This window comes from Sphingomonas endophytica, from assembly GCF_001476895.1.
GTDB classification, from domain to species: Bacteria; Pseudomonadota; Alphaproteobacteria; order Sphingomonadales; family Sphingomonadaceae; genus Sphingomonas; species Sphingomonas endophytica_A.
Map to the genome: position 1 here is coordinate 1 of NZ_LDTB01000002.1, position 19,617 is coordinate 19,617.

Annotated in this window: 16 protein-coding genes and 1 pseudogene; 8 read left to right on the plus strand and 9 right to left on the minus strand. The window is 68.9% G+C overall.

The features are described 5' to 3' along the window. A partial coding sequence (locus NS334_RS18800; RefSeq protein WP_206542625.1) for a hypothetical protein occupies positions 1-263 on the plus strand: 263 nt, incomplete at its 5' end. A 98-nt stretch (positions 264-361) separates the two neighbouring features. Here the strand turns inward: NS334_RS18800 and NS334_RS01010 are convergent. Next, positions 362-1,396: pseudogene (locus NS334_RS01010) on the minus strand (glycoside hydrolase family 43 protein); the annotation flags it as partial. Continuing rightward, a complete protein-coding gene (locus tag NS334_RS01015) occupies positions 1,396-2,964 on the minus strand; it encodes an alpha-N-arabinofuranosidase (protein WP_058754123.1) in 1,569 nt (522 codons plus the stop codon). The pseudogene NS334_RS01010 and the gene NS334_RS01015, both read right to left, overlap by 1 nt. 191 nt (positions 2,965-3,155) lie before the next feature. Between NS334_RS01015 and NS334_RS01020 the strand changes: the two genes are divergently transcribed. Further along, on the plus strand, positions 3,156-3,908 hold the full coding sequence (locus NS334_RS01020) for a FadR/GntR family transcriptional regulator (RefSeq protein WP_083500165.1): 753 nt from the start codon (positions 3,156-3,158) through the stop codon (positions 3,906-3,908). Position 3,909: 1 nt separating this feature from the next. Here NS334_RS01020 and NS334_RS01025 read toward each other — a convergent pair whose 3' ends face one another. Next, entirely contained in the window at positions 3,910-5,103 is a 1,194-nt protein-coding gene (locus NS334_RS01025) for a carbohydrate porin (protein ID WP_058754124.1), read from the minus strand. An 86-nt stretch (positions 5,104-5,189) separates the two neighbouring features. On the opposite strand from NS334_RS01025, the gene NS334_RS01030 reads away from it, so the two are divergent. Genes NS334_RS01030 through NS334_RS01040 form a run of 3 tightly spaced genes read left to right on the plus strand, consistent with a single transcriptional unit; the run spans position 5,190 to position 7,076 of the window. Next, complete coding sequence (locus NS334_RS01030; protein WP_083500166.1) at positions 5,190-5,738, plus strand: calcium-binding protein; 549 nt, start codon at positions 5,190-5,192, stop codon at positions 5,736-5,738. Next, the gene (gene tgt, locus NS334_RS01035; protein ID WP_058754125.1) at positions 5,735-6,868 is read left to right on the plus strand and encodes a tRNA guanosine(34) transglycosylase Tgt; all 1,134 of its coding nucleotides are present in this window, start codon (positions 5,735-5,737) and stop codon (positions 6,866-6,868) included. Before NS334_RS01030 ends, tgt begins: the two co-directional genes overlap by 4 nt. 1 nt (position 6,869) lies before the next feature. After that, on the plus strand, positions 6,870-7,076 hold the full coding sequence (locus NS334_RS01040; protein WP_241491764.1) for a hypothetical protein: 207 nt from the start codon (positions 6,870-6,872) through the stop codon (positions 7,074-7,076). A 4-nt stretch (positions 7,077-7,080) separates the two neighbouring features. Here NS334_RS01040 and NS334_RS01045 read toward each other — a convergent pair whose 3' ends face one another. The 6 genes from NS334_RS01045 to NS334_RS01070 form a co-directional block, all read right to left on the minus strand. Then, a complete protein-coding gene (locus tag NS334_RS01045; RefSeq protein WP_058754127.1) occupies positions 7,081-8,145 on the minus strand; it encodes an acyltransferase family protein in 1,065 nt (354 codons plus the stop codon). Positions 8,146-8,357: 212 nt separating this feature from the next. Continuing rightward, positions 8,358-8,861 (minus strand): serine O-acetyltransferase, encoded by a 504-nt coding sequence (locus tag NS334_RS01050; protein WP_058754128.1) that lies wholly within the window; start codon positions 8,859-8,861, stop codon positions 8,358-8,360. Further along, a complete protein-coding gene (locus NS334_RS01055) occupies positions 8,858-10,060 on the minus strand; it encodes a glycosyltransferase family 4 protein (RefSeq protein ID WP_058754129.1) in 1,203 nt (400 codons plus the stop codon). Before NS334_RS01055 ends, NS334_RS01050 begins: the two co-directional genes overlap by 4 nt. After that, positions 10,057-11,136, minus strand: coding sequence for a glycosyltransferase family 4 protein (locus tag NS334_RS01060; RefSeq protein WP_083500169.1), 1,080 nt, complete (start codon positions 11,134-11,136; stop codon positions 10,057-10,059). Before NS334_RS01060 ends, NS334_RS01055 begins: the two co-directional genes overlap by 4 nt. Next, positions 11,136-12,284, minus strand: coding sequence for a glycosyltransferase family 4 protein (locus tag NS334_RS01065; protein WP_058754130.1), 1,149 nt, complete (start codon positions 12,282-12,284; stop codon positions 11,136-11,138). The genes NS334_RS01060 and NS334_RS01065 overlap by 1 nt, the downstream gene beginning before the upstream one ends. 410 nt (positions 12,285-12,694) lie before the next feature. Continuing rightward, positions 12,695-14,530, minus strand: coding sequence for a hypothetical protein (locus NS334_RS01070; protein WP_058754131.1), 1,836 nt, complete (start codon positions 14,528-14,530; stop codon positions 12,695-12,697). A 194-nt stretch (positions 14,531-14,724) separates the two neighbouring features. Between NS334_RS01070 and NS334_RS01075 the strand changes: the two genes are divergently transcribed. From NS334_RS01075 to NS334_RS01085, 3 genes are all read left to right on the plus strand, one after another. Beyond that, on the plus strand, positions 14,725-15,843 hold the full coding sequence (locus tag NS334_RS01075) for an acyltransferase family protein (protein ID WP_058754132.1): 1,119 nt from the start codon (positions 14,725-14,727) through the stop codon (positions 15,841-15,843). A 223-nt stretch (positions 15,844-16,066) separates the two neighbouring features. Then, a complete protein-coding gene (locus tag NS334_RS01080; protein ID WP_058754133.1) occupies positions 16,067-18,622 on the plus strand; it encodes a glycosyl hydrolase in 2,556 nt (851 codons plus the stop codon). Positions 18,623-18,791: 169 nt separating this feature from the next. Then, positions 18,792-19,523: a PEPxxWA-CTERM sorting domain-containing protein gene (locus NS334_RS01085; protein ID WP_058754134.1), complete on the plus strand. Its 732-nt coding sequence runs from the start codon at positions 18,792-18,794 to the stop codon at positions 19,521-19,523. The last annotated feature ends 94 nt before the right edge of the window (positions 19,524-19,617 follow it).

The following is a 19,617-nucleotide window of genomic DNA, read 5'->3' on the forward strand; positions in this document are numbered from 1 at the left end:
CCGGCGAAGGCCGGGATCCACCGTTCCGCAAACGCAGGATCGTCGGCTCCTGCGGCACCATGGATCCCGGCCTGGGCCGGGATGACGGGAACCAAGACTGGCGAACCTCTCGCGAAGGTCGATCTTCTTCGCACCCCATTCGCAGCGGCTATTTAGTCGGACCATTGCCGCTAGCCGTCACCCGGCCGGCACGCCGGATGCCCGACAACACGACACCCGCAAAATCCGCGACCACCCCGCGAAACCGCGACGATTCCAACTGACGCGCCCGATTCCACCGCTACTTCCGCAACGCGCGGATTCCGATCCGGCGCGACGCGCCCGCCGCACCGGAATCATGTCGGACTGAAGCCTAGCCGCGCGGCAGCGGCCCGTTGGCGACCGGCGGCATGAACTGCGGCACGCCCTTCGCGTCGTAACGGATCGGCTGGACGCGCGTGTTGCGGTTCGGGTCGAACAGCGGATCGCCCGTGATCGCCTCGTAATCGCGCGCATGATAGACCAGCATGTCGCGGCCCTTTCCATCGACCGTGAAGCTGTTGTGGCCGGGGCCGAACACCTTGCGCGCCGGGTCGGTCTTCAGCACCGGCTCGGGCGACTTGCTCCACACGGCCGGGTCCATGATGTCGGCATCGTCGCGCGCCGTCAGCATCCCCATGCAATAGCGCGCATCGGTCGCGCTCGCCGAATAGGTCATGAACAACCGCCCGTTGCGTGCCAGGACCGCCGGGGCCTCCGCGACCTTGAAGCCACGGATTTCCCACGGCAATTCCGGGATCGTCAGCCGCGCCGGCTTGGCGGCCAGCGTCAGCGGCGTCGCCAGCGGCGCCAGGTACAGGTTGGAGTTCGTCTCGATCCCCGGCTCGCGTTGCGCCCACGCCAGATAGCGCGTGCCGCGGTGCACGAAGCTGGTCGAATCGAGCGTGAACGTATCCCACGGCGTCTGGAGCTGTCCCAGCACCGACCATGTGCCCGTCATCGGATCCGCGCCGTCGCACACCACCGCGAAGGTGCGGATGCGGAACACATCCTCGCCGCCGCCGCTCGGGCCGGCCGCGAAATACATGATCCATTTGTTATCGATCAGGTGCAGCTCGGGCGCCCACAGGAAGCCCGACATCGGCCCCTTCGCCGCGTGACGCCAGAGCACCTTCTCGGTCGCAGTCGACAGGCCCGCGATCGTCTTCGACCGGCGCAGCACCAGCCGGTCGTATTCGGGCACCGATCCGGTCATGTAATACCAGCCGTCGGTGTGGCGGAACACCTGCGCGTCGGCGCGCTGGCGGACCAGCGGATTGACGATCCCGTCCAGCCCCTTCGCCGGCCCGCGCGCGAACGCGGGCGTGGCGGCGAGGGCGGTCGCGCCCCCCAGGAACGAGCGGCGCGACCACGTCATCAGTTCAGCTCCAGCATGACGACCGACTTCGCCGGCAGCGTGACGGTCAGCGTCCCGCCGTTCAGCGCCGCACCGTTGAACGCCGTCGGCACCACCGCATTCGGCGCGTCGAAGGTGTTCAGCGAGTTGACGGCCGGTCCGGTCAGCACCTGGCCGGAGACGCGCGAGGCGTTCAGCCCGGTCAGCGTCGTGGTGACGGTGATCGAACGGTTCGGATCGGCATTGGCCAGCGCGACATGCGTCACCCCGGCCTTGTCGCGCACCGCCGACGCGCTGACCGCGGGCATCGTCCACTGGTCCTTGTTGTACCACGGCGACTTGATGTCGAGCGGCAGGACCGTGCCGTCCATGAACGGCTTGTACATCTTGAAGACGTGGTACGTCGGGGTCAGCACCATCTTCTTGCCATCGGTCAGGATCATCGCCTGCAGCACGTTCACCATCTGCGCGATCGCGGTCATCTTTACGCGGTCGGCGTGCTTGGCGAAGATGTTCAGGTTGATCGCGGCGACCAGCGCGTCACGCAAGCTGTTCTGCTGGCGCAGGAAACCCGGATGCGTGCCCGGATCCTGCCCGTACCACGTGCCCCATTCGTCGACCGCCAGGTACACGCGCTTCTTCGGATCGTACTTGTCCATGATCGCGCTGTGCTTGGTGACCAGCTCTTCCATCCGCCATGTCAGCGCCAGCGTCTCGGCCCAGCCTTCCTCGCCGAACTCGATCGCCGATGCCTTGGGCGCCCAGCCGCCCGGAACGGTGTAGTAATGGAGCGACAGCGCATCGAGCTGGTCGCCCGCCTCGCGCATCATCACCTCGGTCCAGTTATAGTCCTCGACGTTCGCGCCGGAGGCGATCTTCTGGATCTTCGTGCCCGCCGGGGCCTTGATGAACGTCGCGTAGCGGCGCGTGACGTCGGCGGCATATTCCGGCTTCATGTTGCCGCCGCAGCCCCACAGCTCGTTGCCGATGCCGAAATAGGGCAGCTTCCACGGCGCCTTGTGGCCGTTCTTGGCGCGCTCGTCGGCCAGCGAGCCGGCGGGGGAGGTGATGTACTCGACCCACTCGGCCATTTCCTGCGGGCTGCCGCTGCCGACGTTGCCGGAGATATAGACCTCCGCGCCGATCTGTTCGGTGACGTCGAAGAATTCATGCGTGCCGACGGTGTTCGGCTCGGTCACGCCGCCCCAGTGGGTGTTGATCTTGACCGGGCGCTTGGCCTTGGGCCCGATCCCTTCGCGCCAGTGATATTCGTCGGCGAAGCAGCCGCCCGGCCAGCGGATGACCGGCGTGCCCAGGTCGCGCAGCGCGCCCACCACGTCGTTGCGAAATCCGCGCGTGTTGGGGATGCTGCGATCGTTGCCGACCCACAGCCCGCCGTAGATGCCGTTGCCCAGATGCTCGGCGAACTGCGTGAAGATCCGCTTGTCGTAGGTCGGCCCCGGCGTATCGGCATGAAGCGTGATCGTCGCGGCCTGCGGCGTCGCCTCCTGCGCCAGCGCGGGAGCCCCCGCCAGCGATGCCAGACCAAGCGCAAGCGCGCCGGTGATTCCGAACAGACGTGGCTTCATTCCATCCTCCCGATGCCGGCATGATCCGCGACCGCGCCGTGATTTTCTGATTACTCGGACAATATATTTCGCTACGCTGGATTGCAACGCCCGTTTCCAGAAGCGAAAACACGGGCGAGCGCAGTGGATATCGCTGCGGAAAGGGGAGGGTCGTGGAAGAAATCGACGGCGATTCGGGGGGTAGTCGGGCGATGACGGAACCGGGCGAGCGCCCCGTTGCCAGCGATGGCGTACGCGCGACCGGACGCGGCACCGGCCGACGGTTGCACGGCGCGATCGCGCACAAGCTGGGCACCGCGATCCTGTCCGGCGAATATGCTCCCGGCGACCGGCTGTCGGGCGAGGTGGCCTTCTCCGAACAGCTCGACGTGTCGCGCAGCGCCTATCGCGAGGCGATGCAGGTGCTGGCCGCCAAGGGGCTGGTCGAAAGCCGGCCGAAGGCGGGGACGCGGGTGCTGCCGCGCGAGCGGTGGAATCTGCTGGATCCGGAAGTGCTGGCCTGGGCGTTTTCCGGCGCGCCCGACGTGCAGTTCGTGCGGGCGCTGTTCGAGCTGCGCGCGGTCGTCGAGCCGGCGGCGGCCGGGTTCGCGGCGCAGCGCCGCGATCGCGCCGACCTGAAGGCGATGAAGGATGCGCTGACCGCGATGCGGCGCCATACGCTGGCCACCGACGCCGGACGCGCGGCCGACCGGGATTTCCACAATGCGGTCCTGAAGGCGACGCGCAACGACGCGCTGGTCGTGCTGAGCGCCAGCATCGGCGCGGCGGTGCACTGGACGACGCAGTTCAAGCAGCGCGCGCGCGCGCTGCCGCGCAACCCGATCCCCGACCATGTCCGCGTGTACGACATGATCGTCGCGCAGGACGTCGATGGGGCGACGGCGGCGATGCGGGTGCTGGTCGACCTGGCGCTGGACGACACGCGCTTCGCGATGGAGTCCTGAGCTACCGTCCGATCTTGACGCGCAGCGCCGCGACCCACGCGTTGCCGACGTCTCGGCGGCCGCCGGGGTGGACGATCCATTGCAGGTCGGGCTGGACGTTGAGCCAGCGCCGCGCGACCAGCCGGTAGGTCAGCTCGACCACCGTCTCGTGCGGGCCGACCCGCTCGACGCGGCGATAATGCGGTCCGAACGCCACCATCGCGGCCGACAGGCCGATCTGATCGGCGGGGCGGCCGGGCAGGGTCCCGGTGCGCACCACCCCGCCGCCGACATAATGCGCCGCGGCATTGTAGCGACGGTCGGCAAAGCCATAGCGCAGCCACCCGCCGACCCCCTGACCGCCGCGATCCGCCCCGGTCAGTTGCCGTTCGACCAGGGCATAGGCGCCGCGATTGCCGTCCTCCTCGCGAGCGGCGCCGGTCAGGCGCGGCAGCCGCGCGATATAGCGCCAGCTTCCGACCGCCAGCTTGGTTCGCGGGCCCAGCCGCGCCAGTTCCGCAATGATCAGCGCGCCGTCGCGCCGCCCGAGCCGGATCGCGGTGGCGGCGGGGCGGGTGGGATCGCCCGGCACCGCGTCGAGGACCGCCGCGCGCACCAGCCAGCGATCGTCGAGCGCGACCTCGCCGCGCACCGCCAGCGAGGTGACGGGGAAGATCGACGGGCCGCGCCGCCCGGATTGCGCGATGTCGGGGCCGATGCCGTGCGACGACAGCAGGAACAGCGAGCCGGCGATCGTCGTGTCGAACTCGGCGTTGAGATTGTAGAGCCCGGCCTTCACCGAGCCGGCGCGGCCGATATCCTGCTCCACCCACGCCTCGAACAGCCGCGTCGCTGGCACGCCGGTTTCGATATTGGAGGCGACCTGGAAATCGCCGCTCAGCACCGGCGAGAAGCGTGTGCCGTTGTTGTAGATGACGTAGCCGAACGCCCGTGCCCCTCGCCAGCCGAGCAGGGCTTCGGCATCGACGGCCACCTGAAGATCGAGATTGTCGAGATAGCGCACGCCGCGCGCCCGCCCGCCCGCGACATTCGCGATCGTGTCGGCGGTGTAGACCGCCGACGTGGTGACGGGGCCGCCGCTGCGCTCATTGGCGGCGCGCGGATAGCCGGTCGGGCGCTGGTTCTGTGCGGCGGCGATCCCCGGCACCAGCGCGAACGTCACCGCCCACCACCGCCCGGCCTGCCAACGTGTCATCGTTCTGTCCCGCACGCCGATCGAATCCCCGCTGCCACGGCCGCAAGGCGCTGGCGATACGCCGCCGCTTCTGCCACGGAGCGGTGATGATTCCGTTTGCGTTGCTTCTGCTCGCCGCGGCCGCGTCGCAGGATGCGCCGCAGGAGGGTGACATCACCGTCCGCGCGCCCCTGCCCGCCACGCCGCAGACCCCCGCGACGATGGTCGTCGAGCCGGTCGCGATGTTCATCGCCGCGTGCGACGGCGATGGCGATGCGAAGGTCGAGCGGTACGAACTGGAGACATGCGTCGCCACATCGTTCGCGGCCTTCGATCCGGGGAAGACCGGGCAGATGCGCTATATCGCGTTCGGGGACTGGGCGCTGCGCTATCTGGGCGATCGCGCCGCGCTGCCCAGCCCGTATGAGGTCGATCGCGACAATGACGAGCGCGTGTCGCTGACCGAATTGCAGGACCATTTCTCGCGATTGTTCGCGCGGTACGATCGCGACGGCGATCATGCGATCAGCCGGGCGGAACTGCTGACCTATCGCACGATGCCGGTCGACGCGCAGGGGCCGACCGCGGGGCGGCGACCGGTGACGAAGGACGACGCGCCCGCCCCCGAGGCGCGGCGCAAGGGGCGGCGGCGTTGACCCGCTTCGCTTTTTCGATCGCGGCGACCGATGGCGCGGCGCGGACCGGCACGATCACGATGCAGCGCGGCGTCATCCGCACCCCCGCCTTCATGCCGGTCGGCACCGCCGCGACCGTCAAGGCGATGAAACCCGCCGATGTCGAGCGCGCGGGCGCGGACATCATCCTGGGCAATACCTATCACCTGATGCTGCGCCCCGGTGCGGAGCGGGTCGCGCGGCTGGGCGGGCTGCACGGCTTCATGGGATGGAACAAGCCGATCCTGACCGATTCGGGCGGCTATCAGGTGATGAGCCTGTCGGCGCTGACCAAGCGATCGGAAGAGGGCGTGGCGTTCGCCTCGCACCTCGACGGGACGCGGCACATGATCACCCCGGAACGCTCGATCGAGATCCAGCGGTTGCTCGGCAGCAACATCGTGATGGCGTTCGACGAACTGGTGCCGACCACCTCGACACGCGAGGTGCAGGCCGCCGCCATGGAGCGGTCGATGCGCTGGGCGAAGCGCAGCCGCGATGCCTTCGACGGCGGCGGGGATCATGCCGCCGACAACGCGATCTTCGGCATCCAGCAGGGGGCGCTCGATGAAGGGCTGCGCAAGGCGAGCGCCGACGCGCTGATCGATATCGGCTTCGACGGCTATGCGATCGGCGGGCTGGCGGTGGGCGAGGGCCAGGCGGCGATGTTCGGCTGCCTCGACTATGCGCCGGGGCAACTGCCGGCCGACAAGCCGCGCTACCTGATGGGCGTCGGCAAGCCGACCGATATCGTCGGCGCGGTCGAGCGCGGGATCGATATGTTCGATTGCGTGATGCCGACGCGATCGGGGCGGACGGGGCAGGCGTTCACGCGGACCGGTCCGATCAACATCCGCAACGCACGCTTCGCCGAGGATCAGGGGCCGCTCGACCCGGAATGTGCGTGCGCGGTGTGCAGCACGTGGAGCCGCGCCTATGTGCATCATCTGGTACGGGCCGGAGAGATGCTGGGCGCGATGTTGATGACCGAGCACAATATCGCCTTCTACGAGGCGTTGATGGCCGACCTGCGCGCCGCGATCGCCGATGGGCGGCTGGCGGCGTTCGCCAATGACTTTCGTGCGCGCTATGACGCGCCAAAAGGAGAGTGACGTGAGCGACGAGCAACCCAACGAGATCCTGGCCACCGCCGCGGCGGCCAAGGCGCATGAGGAAGCGGGCGCGACCGGCGCGGCGGCGTTGCAGCGCAAGGGCCACTGGAACCCGGGCAAGACGTGGCTGGGCGTCGGGATCGGATCGGCGGCGGTGGCGGCGGCGCTGCTGTTCGCCAACTCGCGACGCGACGGGGAGAAGAAGTAACGCGCTACGAGCCGAGCGGGACGAGCGGCGCCGGCCGTCGCCGCAACAGGCGGTGGCGAAGCGGCGTCTCGAACCGGGTCAGCGACCAATGCGCGAGCGGCACGGTCGCCATGGCGGTCGCGACCACCAGCAGGTCGAGCGCCGTGCCGGTCAGGTGCAGCAACCGCTCGCCGATGATCGCGACGATCGCGGTGTGGGCGACGGGGTGCAGCATGTAGATGCCGTAGCTGATCGGTCCCAGTCGGTCGGTGCGATGAGTGAATGGTCGCGCGGACAGGTCGGCGGCGACCGTGGCGGCGACCACCGCCCAGGCCAGCGGCAGCAGCGCCGCCGGCGCCCAGCCGCCGATCACGCCGCCGAGCAGCAGCGCGGTCGTCGCGACCGCCAGCGTGCGCGGCGCGGGGCAGTGGCGTAGCCGGTCGCCCGCGCGCGCCAGAAGAATGCCGACGACGAAGCTGGGCAGCGCGCGCACGACGCCGAAGTACCAGGTCCATGACAGCCACGCCCCGCCCGAGGTCGCGTCGAGCGCGGCGGCGGCGCCGAGCGCCAGCACCACCAGCGCCAGCGGCGCGCGCACGGCGACGAACAGCAGCAGCGGGGCGAGCAGGTACATGCCCAGCTCCGCGCTGATCGACCAGCTGACGCCGTTGAAGCTGAGGCTGTGGCAGATCCCCAGCGCGTGCAGCGCCAGCGCGTTGGGGATCAGGCAGGCGGGATCATAGCGTCGCGGATCGTCGGATGTGGCCAGCCCGCTCCACACCGCGACGCCGATGAGCAGGTAGAAGGCGAGCGTCGCCCAGTGCAGCGGGGCGAGCCGGACGACCCGTCGCCAGAGGAAGTCGCCGATCGCCACGACGTCGGACAGCCGGCCAGCGTAGCGATGGGCGATGACGAAGCCGGAGATGGTGAAGAACAGGTCGACCAGGATCGTCAGCCCCCCGATCGGGCCCAGCATCGCGCGCGCGGGTGCGGACAGCGCGGTGCCGAGGTGCAGCACCATCACCCCGCATGCCGCCGCGAAGCGCAGCAGATCGAGGTGCGGCAGCGTGGCGTCGGTGCGATTCGGCATCGGCGGTTCTCGTCCGTTTCGGATGGGGTATGATCCATGACGGATGATGCCGGGTGAGTCGACGGCGCAACGACATCCGACCGGCGTTGCGACGGCAATGGGGTCCAGGTAGGGCGGGCAGGTTTCGCTTCGGGTGCTGGCTGCGGCGCACCGTGCCACAGGAGCCGCGAACATGGATGGCGGGGCAATGGGGAACGCAGCCGCGCCGCGCGCTACCGCACCTCGCCCTTCGCCGGGAGCGCGACACCGCCCTTGGGCACGTCGTGGCGCACCACCGCGCCGGCGGCGACCGTCGCGCCGTCGCCGAGCGTGATGCCGCCGATCACCGTCGCGCCGGCATAGACGGTCGCGCGGTCGCCGACGCGCGGATAGCGTGCCTCGCCGGCGTTGCGCCGCCCGAAGGTCACATGCTGGTACAGGGTGACGTCCGCACCGATCACGGTGTCCGCACCGATGACGATCCCGACCGGATGCGGCAGTCGCAGTCCGGGGCCGATCACGGCGGTGGGATCGATATAGCAGCCATAGCCCTTGACGATCCGCCGCCACGCGAGGACCGACACCAGCCGCCCGAGCGCGCCGCCACGTACCCGACCCCAGCGCATCACGCGGTAGAGCGTGACCACCGCGAACCCGGGGTTGAGGAACCAGCCGATCGCCGCGCCCTGCACGCCGGTGCGGTTGGCGTTGGCGAACAGGTCACGCCGCCACGTCATCGCGCCACCGCCGCGATCGCATCGGCATAGGCGGCGCGGTTTTCCGCGACGATGCGGTCCTCCGCGAACCAGCCGAGCGCGTCGGGGTGTTTCAGTCCGCCCGCGCGCCATGCCGGCGCATCGGCGAGCGCGACGTCCATCGCGGCGGCCAGCGCGGCGACATCGGTCGGCGGATAGGTGATCGAATGCGCGGCAAGGTCGGCGATCTCCGGGATGCCGCCCGCCTCCGCGCAGATCGCCGACAGGCCGTAGGACAGCGCCTCGATCAGCGTGCGCGGCAGCGGCTCGGGCCAGACCGAGGAGATCAGCACCGTATCGAGCGAGCGGTAGAAGTCGCCGGCCTGCGCGAAACCGACCCATTCGATGCGCGGATCGGGGTAGCGCGCCTTCAGGTCCGCGACGTAATCGGCCGCGCCGACCCCGGCGATGCGCAGCCGCCAGTCGCTGCGCGTCAGGCGCGTCGTGGCGGCCAGCACCACGTCGATGCCCTTTTCGGCCTCGACGCGGCCGATGAAGCCGAAGACGAACGGCGCATCGGCCGGCTGCGGATCGCGCCGCTGCTCGTCGAGCGGCACGATGTTGAAGATGCGGCGCGCGGGCACGCCGGGGAAATAGTCTTCGTCGTGATGGCGGCGGATGACATATTCGCTGTTCGACACGAGCTGATCGACGCGCGCCGATTCCCGCTTGCCGGGCGCGGTCAGGACGCGGCATTCGAGGCAGCGCGTCGCGCAGTTCGCGCCGTTCTTGAACAGCGCGGAGCGGGTGCACATCACGCCGTAATCGCGCAGCGTCTGGACGAGCGGCAGGCCGCGCTTCTTGATTTCGCGCCAGATCGCCGGGCTGAAGCCGGTGATGACGTTGCAATGGACGACATCGGGGCGCTCGACGTCGAGCAGCGCGCCCAGCCGGCGCGCGGCGGCGCGGTTCCAGCGGTTGCGGGCGTGCCATTGCAGCCGCTTCAGCTTCGGCTGCGGCGCGGCGTCGGGATCGTAGGGCCAGTAGATATTGTCCATCGGCAGGCGGTGGACCTTCACCCCGTTCTTAACCTCGACGCTGGGGGCGGGCGTGTCGTCGAGCGTGGCGACGACCACCTCGTCCCCGGCGCGGACCAGCGCCTCGGCGAGCAGCGATACCGACTTCTCCGCGCCGCCGATCTTGTGCGGCGGGTAGAGGACGTTGACGATCAGCACCTTCATGCCGACACCTTCGCGCAGGCGTCGGCCAGGATCCGCGCCGACCCGCGCCACGTATAGCGTGCCACGCGCTCCCGCGCCTTGGTCAGGCGGTCGCGGCGGATCGCGCCATCGGCATCGTCGAGCAGCATCTGCATCAGGCGCGCGAGCGTGGCATCGTCGTGCGGCTCGAAATAATCCGCCGCCGGGCCGCACACCTCGCGCACCGCCGGCGCGGTGCTGGCGAGGACCGGGCAGTCGTTGACGAACGCTTCCAGCGGCGGGATGCCGAACCCTTCGTAGATGCTGGGGAAGATCAGCGCGCGCGCGCCGCGCATCAGCCCCGCGACCTCGGCATCGTCGAGCCGACCGGGCAGCAGCACGTCCGGCCCCGGCTCCGGCAACCCGGCCGAGCCGAACACCGAGCGGTCCATGCGCCCGACCGCGACCAGCTTCGCGCTGCCGGGCGCGAGGCGGGCGAGCGCGCGCAGCGCCACCGCGAGGTTCTTGTTGCGGGTGAGGTTGCCGAGGGTGAGGAAATAGCCGTTCGGCGTCAGGCCCAGCCGCTCCACCACCCCGGTATCGGGCGCGATCGAGAGATGCTCCGCGCCGTTCGGGGCGACGACGATATCCTTCTCGGCGACCGGCAGCACCTCGGCCAGTTCGCGGCGCGAAAATTCGGAGACGGTCGCCACGACGGCGCGGCGCGCGAGCAGCCGGTCGAGCACCGAATGGGCGAGGACATAGGCCTTGCTGAAATGTTCCGGGTGGCGCTGCACCGCGGCGTCGTGGATCACCACCACCTGCCGCCGCAGCAGCACCGGGCCGGTCATCGCGAGGCACAGCGCGGTGCCGTGGCGCGCCGCCTTCGCATAATCGACCTGGTCCCAGAGATGCCCGGCGCGGGTGCCGATGACGCGCGTGGAAATGTGCGCCAGGTCGAGCGTGCGCGCGCCCGGCGGGGTGAGCAGTTCGTAATCGGCACCCAGCGCGCCCTCGCCCGCGAGCGTGTCGAGCGCGGTGACGATCTCCTGCGCGTACCGCTGCACGCCGCTGACCGGCTGGGTCAGGAAGCGGCCGTTGATATGGACGGTCGGCATCAGGATGCTCCCAGCAATTGGCGATAGAGGCGTTCGGTCTCGTCGATCATGCGCGGCCCGTTCAGCTCGTCGCTGCGCCGCGCGGCGGCGGCGGCCATCCCGGCGCGAGCGGCGGCGTCGGTGCCGATCAGCGTCGCGGCGTCGACCAGCGCGTCGACCGCGCCGTCGCCGTTGGCGACGATCATCCCGCAGCCGCTGTCGCCGATCACGTCCTGCGCGCCCGCGACGTCGGTGGTGACGATCGGTACGCGCGCGGCGAGACTTTCGAGCAGGACGTAGGACAGCCCCTCGTAGCGGCTGGTCATCATCACCGCGTCGAAGGCGGGCAGCAGCTCCTGCGCCTTCGACTGGCGGTGCCAGATGAAACGATCGGCATGGCCGGTGGCGGCCAGATCGTGCTCCACCTCCGCCGCATGTTCGCCGTCCCCCAGGATCACGGCGCGCAGGGCGGGCACACGATCCATCGCGCGGCGCATCGCCTCTACGAAGCGTTCGGGCGCCTTCTGATAGGACAGCCGCCCTACGAAGCCGATGACGATCGCGTCATCGGGCAGGCCGAGCCGCGCGCGCGCCTGGTCGCGGGTGACGTCGGGGATGTGGATCACGCCGTTGCGGATCAGGTGACAGCGGCCATCGGCGATGTGCAGCTTGCGCGCGAAGGCCAGTTCCTCGCTGGACACCGCGATCAGCGCATCGGTGCGCAACGCGCCGAGCGCGATCTCCGCGCCATTGTACAGCACGCGCGCCGCCAGCCCGACGCCCGGATCCAGTCCGCGGAAGGCGTGCGGGGTATAGACGCGCTTCGCCTTGCCGACATCGGCGAGGCGGACGATCGCGCCGGCCTTCGAGCTATGGCCATGCACGATGTCGAACGGCCCCGCCGCCGCCAGCGCGGCGCCGAGCGCGCGCGCCGAATGCAGATCGTGCAGCCCCAGCGAACGGTGCATCTCCAGCGCCTGCGACATGATCGGTAGCGCGGCGATCTCCGCCAGGTGGCGCGCGTCGGCGCGGACCGCCGAATAGAGCAGGTGGACATGATGGCCGCGACGCTGGAACGCGTCGGCCAGATCGAGGACGTGGCGGCTGGCGCCACCGCCCCCGGCCTCGATGACGAGGCAGATCCGCAGCGGGCGCGTTGTCAAATCCACTGGACGGCGATCCCATGTTGTTGATTGGTCGATGGGCGATGGCGATACGGCGTGGTCCGCCGGCGTGCGCGGTGCCGCGCGGTGAACGGCGCCGGAAATCGGGTGCGTCCCGGGACGCCGGGGTCAGGATGGCCCGCCGTCCGGTCGCGCAGCGCCGCCATATCCATATGACGGAACCCGGCGTTGCCGGACGGGGCGGCCGCACCGCGCAGGACGCGCCACGGCGCGGGGGGCGGCGGGGACGCAATCATCCGTCCGACCCCGGCGGGGCGGCGGCGCGCGGCGTCGACGACGCGGTTCGTTCCCCAGCAGCCCCCGGCAACAGTTTGTTTCCCCCGGCGATGTCGTGATCCCTTGGGCGATGCTCTTAGCCGTGGGGTTCCGCCCGGCGCAAGGCCGAAGCCCCGCCGTCAACCGCCGGCAGCGCCGTCGCGGGTAACGGCCGACGTGGTGGTCGGATCGATCCACACCCCGTCGCCGCGCGCCAGATACGCGCTCTTGGCGGGCAGCCGCGCCAGCCAGGCCGCCATGCTCGCGCGTTCCATCAACATCGGCGTGCGGGCGGCGCGACGGTCGAACCCGGTGCAGCGGTTGCCGTCCAGCGTCACGTCCGTCGCGCTCGACACCGAAATGCAGCCCTGGCCCACTTCCGCGATCTGATTGTCGCGGATCAGCAGTCGCGCGTTGAGCGGGGTGGGGGCGATGGGCGCCTGTCCGCCCGCCCCGTTGCCGGCGAGCTCGCCGAACACCGTGATCGCCGCCCAGACCATCCCGCCGCGCTCGTCCGCGCCCGTTCCCTGCACGCGATTGTCGGCGACGACGACGTTGAGCGCGCCGGCGCCTTCCTTCCACATCGCGCTGGTGAGCAGCCGGATCGCATTGTAGCGCAGCCCGGAGAAGCTGTTGTCGCGGATCAGCCCGTCGGGATTCTGCGCCAGTACGCCGTGGCAGACGCAATCGGCGACCTGATTGTCCACGACGGCATAACGCTGTCCCAGCAGGTCCATGTTGCGCGCGTAGCGGACCACGCCGCTTGTCGAGACGGGGGCAGTGAATTCGGTCGGCATCCGCCCCTGTCCGTCGCGCGGCGAACGACCGGCGATCTGCGCGGTGCCGACCAGTTGCAGGCCGGCGTCGAACAGCGCCAGCCGCGCGCCCGGATAGATGTGCGCGGTGTTGCCCCCGATCAGCGCGGTCCGCCCGCCCGGCCCCATCTGCGCATCGAAGATCGGGCTGGCGAGATTGATGGCGTCGTCACCGCTGCCGGCGAACTGATTGTGCTCGACCAGGATGTCGCCGGTCGCGGCGGTGACATGAAGCGCGTCATAGGCGATTCCCGCACCGCCGTCGGTGCCGAACTGCGATCCGATCACCGCCAGCCCGCGCCCCATCAGGTCGACGACCACCCCCGCACCCGCCGAATCGCGCACGGTGACGCCGTCCAGCGTGATGTCGTGCGACACCGGCTTGTCATCGGGATCGAAGATGCGGATCGCGCCGCCCTTGTAATAGGACAGTTTGACGCGAACCGGTGCGCCGGGCGCGAAGCCGCCGAGGGCATTCCCGCCCAGTGCGCCGTCCGCTTGCAGCGCGCGGCCCTGCCTGCCGAGCAGCATTCGCGCGCCGCCGGGGCCGGTGCCCGTCACCTGGAAGACCGGGGCGCCGGGCGGCGGCGTGGGCCCGGCGAAGGCGAGCGCGCCGCCGCGTACCTGCGCCGCGACGACGGGAGGCCTGGCATAGCCGACCGACAGCCCGCGGATCGCCAGTCGTGCGGCGTTGCTGATCAGGATGCCGTCGCCCCAGTTGGCGAAGACCAGTTGCGCGCCGGTGCCGTCGACCAGCACGTCGGTCAGCCTGTCCAGCGGCAGCGCGGGCGGTCCGCCGGAGATCGGATAGCTTCCCGGCGCGAGCCGCAGCGTGCCGCCGCCACTGGCGCGCAGTTTCGCCAGCGCCGCCGTGATCGCGGGGGCGTTGTCGCCGTCCGCCGGGCGCAACGTGATCGTCGGGCGACCGGCGACGCGCGGCGCGAGGACGGTCAGCGAGACCGGCTGCCCGTCGGCGCCGGTCCATTCGCGGTGCAGTCCGTCGCCATCGACCGGGCTGGTTCGCGGCGCGGTGGCCAGCGACACCCAGTCGGCGGTCGCGCTCTGCGACGGCGCGGGGGTGCAGCAGGTCGCGACCGCCAGCGCCACCGCAGGCAACACAAAGCGTTTCGGGCCAGCGTCCGACAGCGAAGCGACCGACATCCGTGTCATTCCCGTGCTCCCGCCAAACCCGCCGTTCACACCGTCGGCACAAGCGCTTAACCTGAGACATAGTTGCACTTGCGGTGCGGCGCGCTATCATGCCAGCCATTCCGTTTATCGTGCAAGGATCCGCGCATGGCTTTCGTTGCCAAGGGACGATGGCCGTCCGCCTCCGGTGCCGGGCGGCGCACGCGATGAACGACGTGGCCGTGTCCTCCGCGCCGGTCCCGATCGTTCCGGCGCGCCCCGGCGCGTTGCGCTTCGGCAATATCGACATCGTGCGCGGCATCGCGGCGTTGATGGTCGCGTTCCAGCACGCCGCCGAGCGCGCCGGCATCTTCGGCACCGACCAGCGTTTCCTGACCGAATGGTTCAACGCCGGGCAGGCGGCGGTGATCGCCTTCTTCCTGGTTTCCGGTTTCGTCATCCCGCTGAGCCTGGAGAAGGGGCGCAGCCTGAAGCGGTTCGCGACCAGCCGCATCCTGCGCATCTATCCGCTGTACCTGGTCACGTTCGCGCTGACCGCCATGGTGATCGGTGACGTACCCAGCGTGAAGACGATCGTCGCGCAGGTCGCGTTCGCCTCCGAGTATCTGCACACCCGCAACTATGTCGGCAATTCCTGGACGCTGTCGATCGAGGCGGTGTGGTACGTGCTGTTCGCGGGGCTGTTCTTCCTGAACCGCAACCGCTCGGCGACGACGATCGTCGCGCTGTTCGTCGCGCTGATCGGGGCGATGGCGGTGCTGACGCTGACCGGGCACCGCGCGCCGATGGGCCGCGCCGGGATGCTGGCGACATGCGGCGTCGGACTGTTCGCCTATCGCGCGGTGTCGGAGCGCAACCTGCGCGCGTTCCTGATCCCCGCCGCCGTGCTGGTGCCCGCGATCGCGGCCGGGCTGGTCATCGGCTTCGGCCTGAGCGGCTATCATGGCAAGATCGACTTCAGCCTGCGCGCGATCGCGCTGTCGTGGACGTTCGGCTATGCGCTGTTCTTCGGATCGTTCCTGCTGAAGCTGCCGCACGCGCTGGACGTCACGCTGCGCAAGCTGGGGGAGATCAGCTTCTCGGTCTATCTGATGCACACCTTCGCCTTGTGGCTGATCGCGGCCACCGGGCTGACCGGCTGGGCGTACATCGCCGGGGTCATCGCGATTTCGATCCCGATGGCGATGCTGACCTACAGCTATATCGAGCTGCCGGCGATCCGGCTGTCGCACCGCTGGCCGCGCCGCGATCCGCGCGCGGTACGGCAGGAACCGACCGCCCTCGGCGGCGACACCCCCGGTCCGGCAGCGCCGCCGCTGCCCTGACGCTCGACCGCCCGTCCCTTTCCGGTTTCGGGTCAAACGGGCGTAAGTTACGACGATAGGCCGGGAAACATAGTTAACCCGTCATATACCCCGTTTATAAGGAAAACTCTGGGGGTACGCGCGGTATCGGGGGATATCGTGCAAGGCGGGAAGACTTTTCAACATGTTAACGTCGATTTACAACGGCAACAGTGTTGCCGATCTTGCGGCTGATCAACAATGGATGGGCGATCGGCTGGAAGCGATCCAGCTGCATGGGGGCACTGCCGGGTGGAACGACTGGCTGTCGTCGGTGCAGTGGCAGGCGGACATGTTCGCGAACCACGATATCGACATCATGTGGTCGATCCCGCTGATTCCGTATGGCGCAACACTGGGCGATGCCGGTGCGGGCAAGTACGACGGCAAGTATGTGGCGATGGCCAAGCAGCTGGCCGCCGCGTCGCAGGGCGACAACAAGATCTATGTCCGGCTGGGCTGGGAGTTCAACGGCAACGACTGGAATTCGTCGTCGGCCGTGGGTGAGCCGCAGAATTACGTCGCGGCGTTCCGCAAGTTCGTCGATGCCGCGCGCAGCGTTTCCGACAAGTTCGTCTTCGAATGGTGCTCCGCGCTCGACACGTGGGACATGAACCCGGAAGACGCCTATCCGGGTGACAATTATGTCGATGTGATCGGCGTCGACATGTATTATAATACCGCTTGGCACAATGCCGATGCCGCCAAGGCGTTCGATTGGTTCATCAAGCAACCCTATGGCCTGCAATGGCAGCAGGATTTCGCCGCCAGGCACGGCAAGGCGACCGCGGTCGGCGAATGGGGCCTGAACAGCGACAATCCGGAGTTCGTCAAGCTGGCGCTGCAGTGGATGGCCGATCATGACATGGTCTATCAGAATTACTGGGAGTCGAACGCCGCCTTCCAGGGCGATCTGAGCGACGGCCAGTACAAGCAGGCGGCGGCCGCCTATCTGACGATGCTGGACCAGTTGGCGACGACGGCGGACACGGCGCGCACCGTCACGTCGAGTGTCGATGCCACGCTGGGCCTGACCGACGTCGCGCTGACGCTGACCGGCAATGCCGTCAACGGCTATGGCAATGCGCTCGCGAATATCCTGACCGGCAATAGCCGCGACAACAATCTGTACGGCGGCGCGGGCAGCGACAAGTTGTACGGGGGTGCCGGCAACGACCGGCTGGACGGCGGCGCCGGCGCCGATACGCTGGTCGGCGGCACCGGCAACGACACGTACATCGTCGATCATGTCGGCGACAAGGTGGTCGAGAAGTTCGGCGAGGGCGTGGACACGGTGCGCGCCAGCGTCGACTATACGCTGGCCGCCAACGTCGAGAACCTGTACCTGACCGGCACCGCGACCAAGGGCACCGGCAACGAGCTGGACAATGCCCTGCACGGCACCAACGCGGCCGACATCCTGAAGGGCATGGACGGCAATGACGTGCTGAAGGGCTATGCCGGCGACGATGCGCTGTTCGGCGGCGCGGGCAACGACACGCTCTATGGCGCGGAGGGTAACGACTATCTCGACGGCGGCACCGGCGCCGACGTGATGCAGGGCGATTCCGGCAACGACACCTATGTCGTCGACAATGCCGGCGACCAGGTGATCGAGTATAACATGAACGGCGCGGGCGGGGTCGATACGGTCTATGCCTCGATCAATTATACGCTGACCGCCAATGTCGAGCATCTGTACCTGACCGGCGATGCGCGGATCGGAACCGGCAACGAGCTGGCGAACGGCCTGAACGGCACCGCGGGCGACGACAAGCTGTATGGCATGGGTGGCGACGACTATATCCGCGGCAATGCCGGCAACGATTATCTGCACGGCGGGGCGGGGAACGACTGGCTGTACGGCGGCGACGGCAACGACGTGCTGGAAGGCGGCAGCGGCATCGACGTGATGCAGGGCGACAATGGCGACGACACCTATTACGTCGACAATGCGCTGGACAAGGTCGTCGAATTCCATGCCGGGGGCAACGGCGGCTATGACACGGTGCATGCCACCGTCGACTATACGCTGAGCGCGAATGTCGAGGCGCTGTATCTGGCGGGCGCGGCGCGGGTCGGCACCGGCAACGCGCTGGACAATGCGATCTACGGCGGCAACGGCGACGACACACTCTACGGGCTGGACGGCAACGACGTGCTGCGCGGCGGTGCGGGTAGCGACCGGCTGTACGGCGGCACCGGCAGCGATACGCTGTACGGCGGCGACGGCAACGACCTGCTCGACGGCGGCACCGGCGCCGATGTGATGGAAGGCGGCAACGGCAACGACACCTATTATGTCGACCATGTCGGCGACCGGATCGTCGAATATGTCGCAGGTGGACTGGGCGGGGTCGATACGGTCATCGCGTCCATCGACTGGACGCTGGGGGCGAACCTGGAGAATTTGACGCTGGCCGGCACGGCGGTGTCGGCGACCGGCAATGCGCAGGACAATGTGATCCGCGGCAACGCGCTGAACAATGTCATCACCGGGGGCGCGGGCAACGACACGCTGTACGGTGGGGCCGGTGCCGACCGCTTCGTCTTCGCCGACGGCTCGGGCAAGGACGTGATCGCCGACTTCGCGAGGGGCGATCGCATCGACCTGACGGCCTATGGCTTCGACCATGCGCCGACCGTCACCAACGTGCAGGGCGGATCGCTGATCGACCTGGGGCATGGCGACTCGATCCTGGTCGCCGGCATCACCGCCGACCATCTGTCGTTCACCGGCGGCAGCTTCGGCTTTATCTGAGGGGCGCCAAGAACCCGTATCGCGATGGTTCGTTCCGACGCGGGACAGCGTTTACCAAAACCTGTCCCGCGATCGGGCATGTCGACACAAAACCCTGTTAGCAAAAAGCGTTAGCGCACGGCACCTTCGGCCCGTTCCATCATTTACGCCTGGAACACAGGGGAACACGATGATGCTGAAGATGGTGCTCGCGGGAACGATGGGGATGGCGGTGGCCGGTATCGCCGGACCGGCAATGGCGGCGCCCGCGACCGTGACGGTGACGGGTACGGTGTTGAGCGGCTTCGATGCGGTGGGCACCTTCGGTACAGCGGGGGCCAGCCTGGCCGGGTTGCCGTTCAGCGCGATCTTCACCGTCGATCCGTCGCGCGGTGATACGCGCGTGCAGACGGGCACGTTGAACTATCTGTTCGGGCGCGGCGCCGCCTCGCCGGTCAGTGCGGCGCTGACGATCGGCAGCGGCACCTATAACTTCGCCGGCAGCTACAGCGGCACGGCGCGCGCCACCAACGGCGCGGGGAAGGGCGGCACGGACAGCCTGATGTACATGGTCGAGGACACCAACTTCGCCCTGTCTCCGCCCGACAACACGCTGTTCTATGTCAGCTTCGATACGCTGCGCGATCTGCTCGGCAGTGCGGACTTCACCAACGCGAGTGTGGTCAACCTGACGACCGCCGACAATGCGAAGGGGGACGTGCGCATCACGAACCGTAATGCCGCGACGGGTACCTATGGGCCAACCACCTTCGCCGACCTGTCGGTGACCTCGATCCGCGCGCAGGCGATGTCGGCGGTGCCGGAGCCGGCGACCTGGGCGATGATGGTGGCGGGCTTCGCCGTCGCGGGCGTCGCGCTGCGCCGCGGTCGCCGGGTTCAGGCGCGGGTGCGGTTCGCCTGAAGGCCGCCCAAAGGGAGCGCGCGCAACCGGCGGATTGACGCGCGCGTTCCTCGTCGCCGAGACGGCGCCATGCCGGAGCGGTCAGGAGCAGGCG

Bases quoted from the DNA above. Each gene is read 5' to 3' on its own strand.
- NS334_RS01020 (WP_083500165.1), top strand. From the start codon at position 3,156: ATGACGGAACCGGGCGAGCGCCCCGTTGCCAGCGATGGCGTACGCGCG.
- NS334_RS01055 (WP_058754129.1), bottom strand. From the start codon at position 10,060: ATGAAGGTGCTGATCGTCAACGTCCTCTACCCGCCGCACAAGATCGGC.
- NS334_RS01050 (WP_058754128.1), bottom strand. From the start codon at position 8,861: ATGACGTGGCGGCGTGACCTGTTCGCCAACGCCAACCGCACCGGCGTG.
- NS334_RS01030 (WP_083500166.1), top strand. From the start codon at position 5,190: ATGATTCCGTTTGCGTTGCTTCTGCTCGCCGCGGCCGCGTCGCAGGAT.
- NS334_RS01045 (WP_058754127.1), bottom strand. From the start codon at position 8,145: ATGCCGAATCGCACCGACGCCACGCTGCCGCACCTCGATCTGCTGCGC.
- NS334_RS01060 (WP_083500169.1), bottom strand. From the start codon at position 11,136: ATGCCGACCGTCCATATCAACGGCCGCTTCCTGACCCAGCCGGTCAGC.
- NS334_RS01085 (WP_058754134.1), top strand. From the start codon at position 18,792: ATGATGCTGAAGATGGTGCTCGCGGGAACGATGGGGATGGCGGTGGCC.
- NS334_RS01025 (WP_058754124.1), bottom strand. From the start codon at position 5,103: ATGACACGTTGGCAGGCCGGGCGGTGGTGGGCGGTGACGTTCGCGCTG.
- NS334_RS01015 (WP_058754123.1), bottom strand. From the start codon at position 2,964: ATGAAGCCACGTCTGTTCGGAATCACCGGCGCGCTTGCGCTTGGTCTG.
- NS334_RS01075 (WP_058754132.1), top strand. From the start codon at position 14,725: ATGAACGACGTGGCCGTGTCCTCCGCGCCGGTCCCGATCGTTCCGGCG.
- NS334_RS01080 (WP_058754133.1), top strand. From the start codon at position 16,067: ATGGGCGATCGGCTGGAAGCGATCCAGCTGCATGGGGGCACTGCCGGG.
- NS334_RS01070 (WP_058754131.1), bottom strand. From the start codon at position 14,530: ATGTCGGTCGCTTCGCTGTCGGACGCTGGCCCGAAACGCTTTGTGTTG.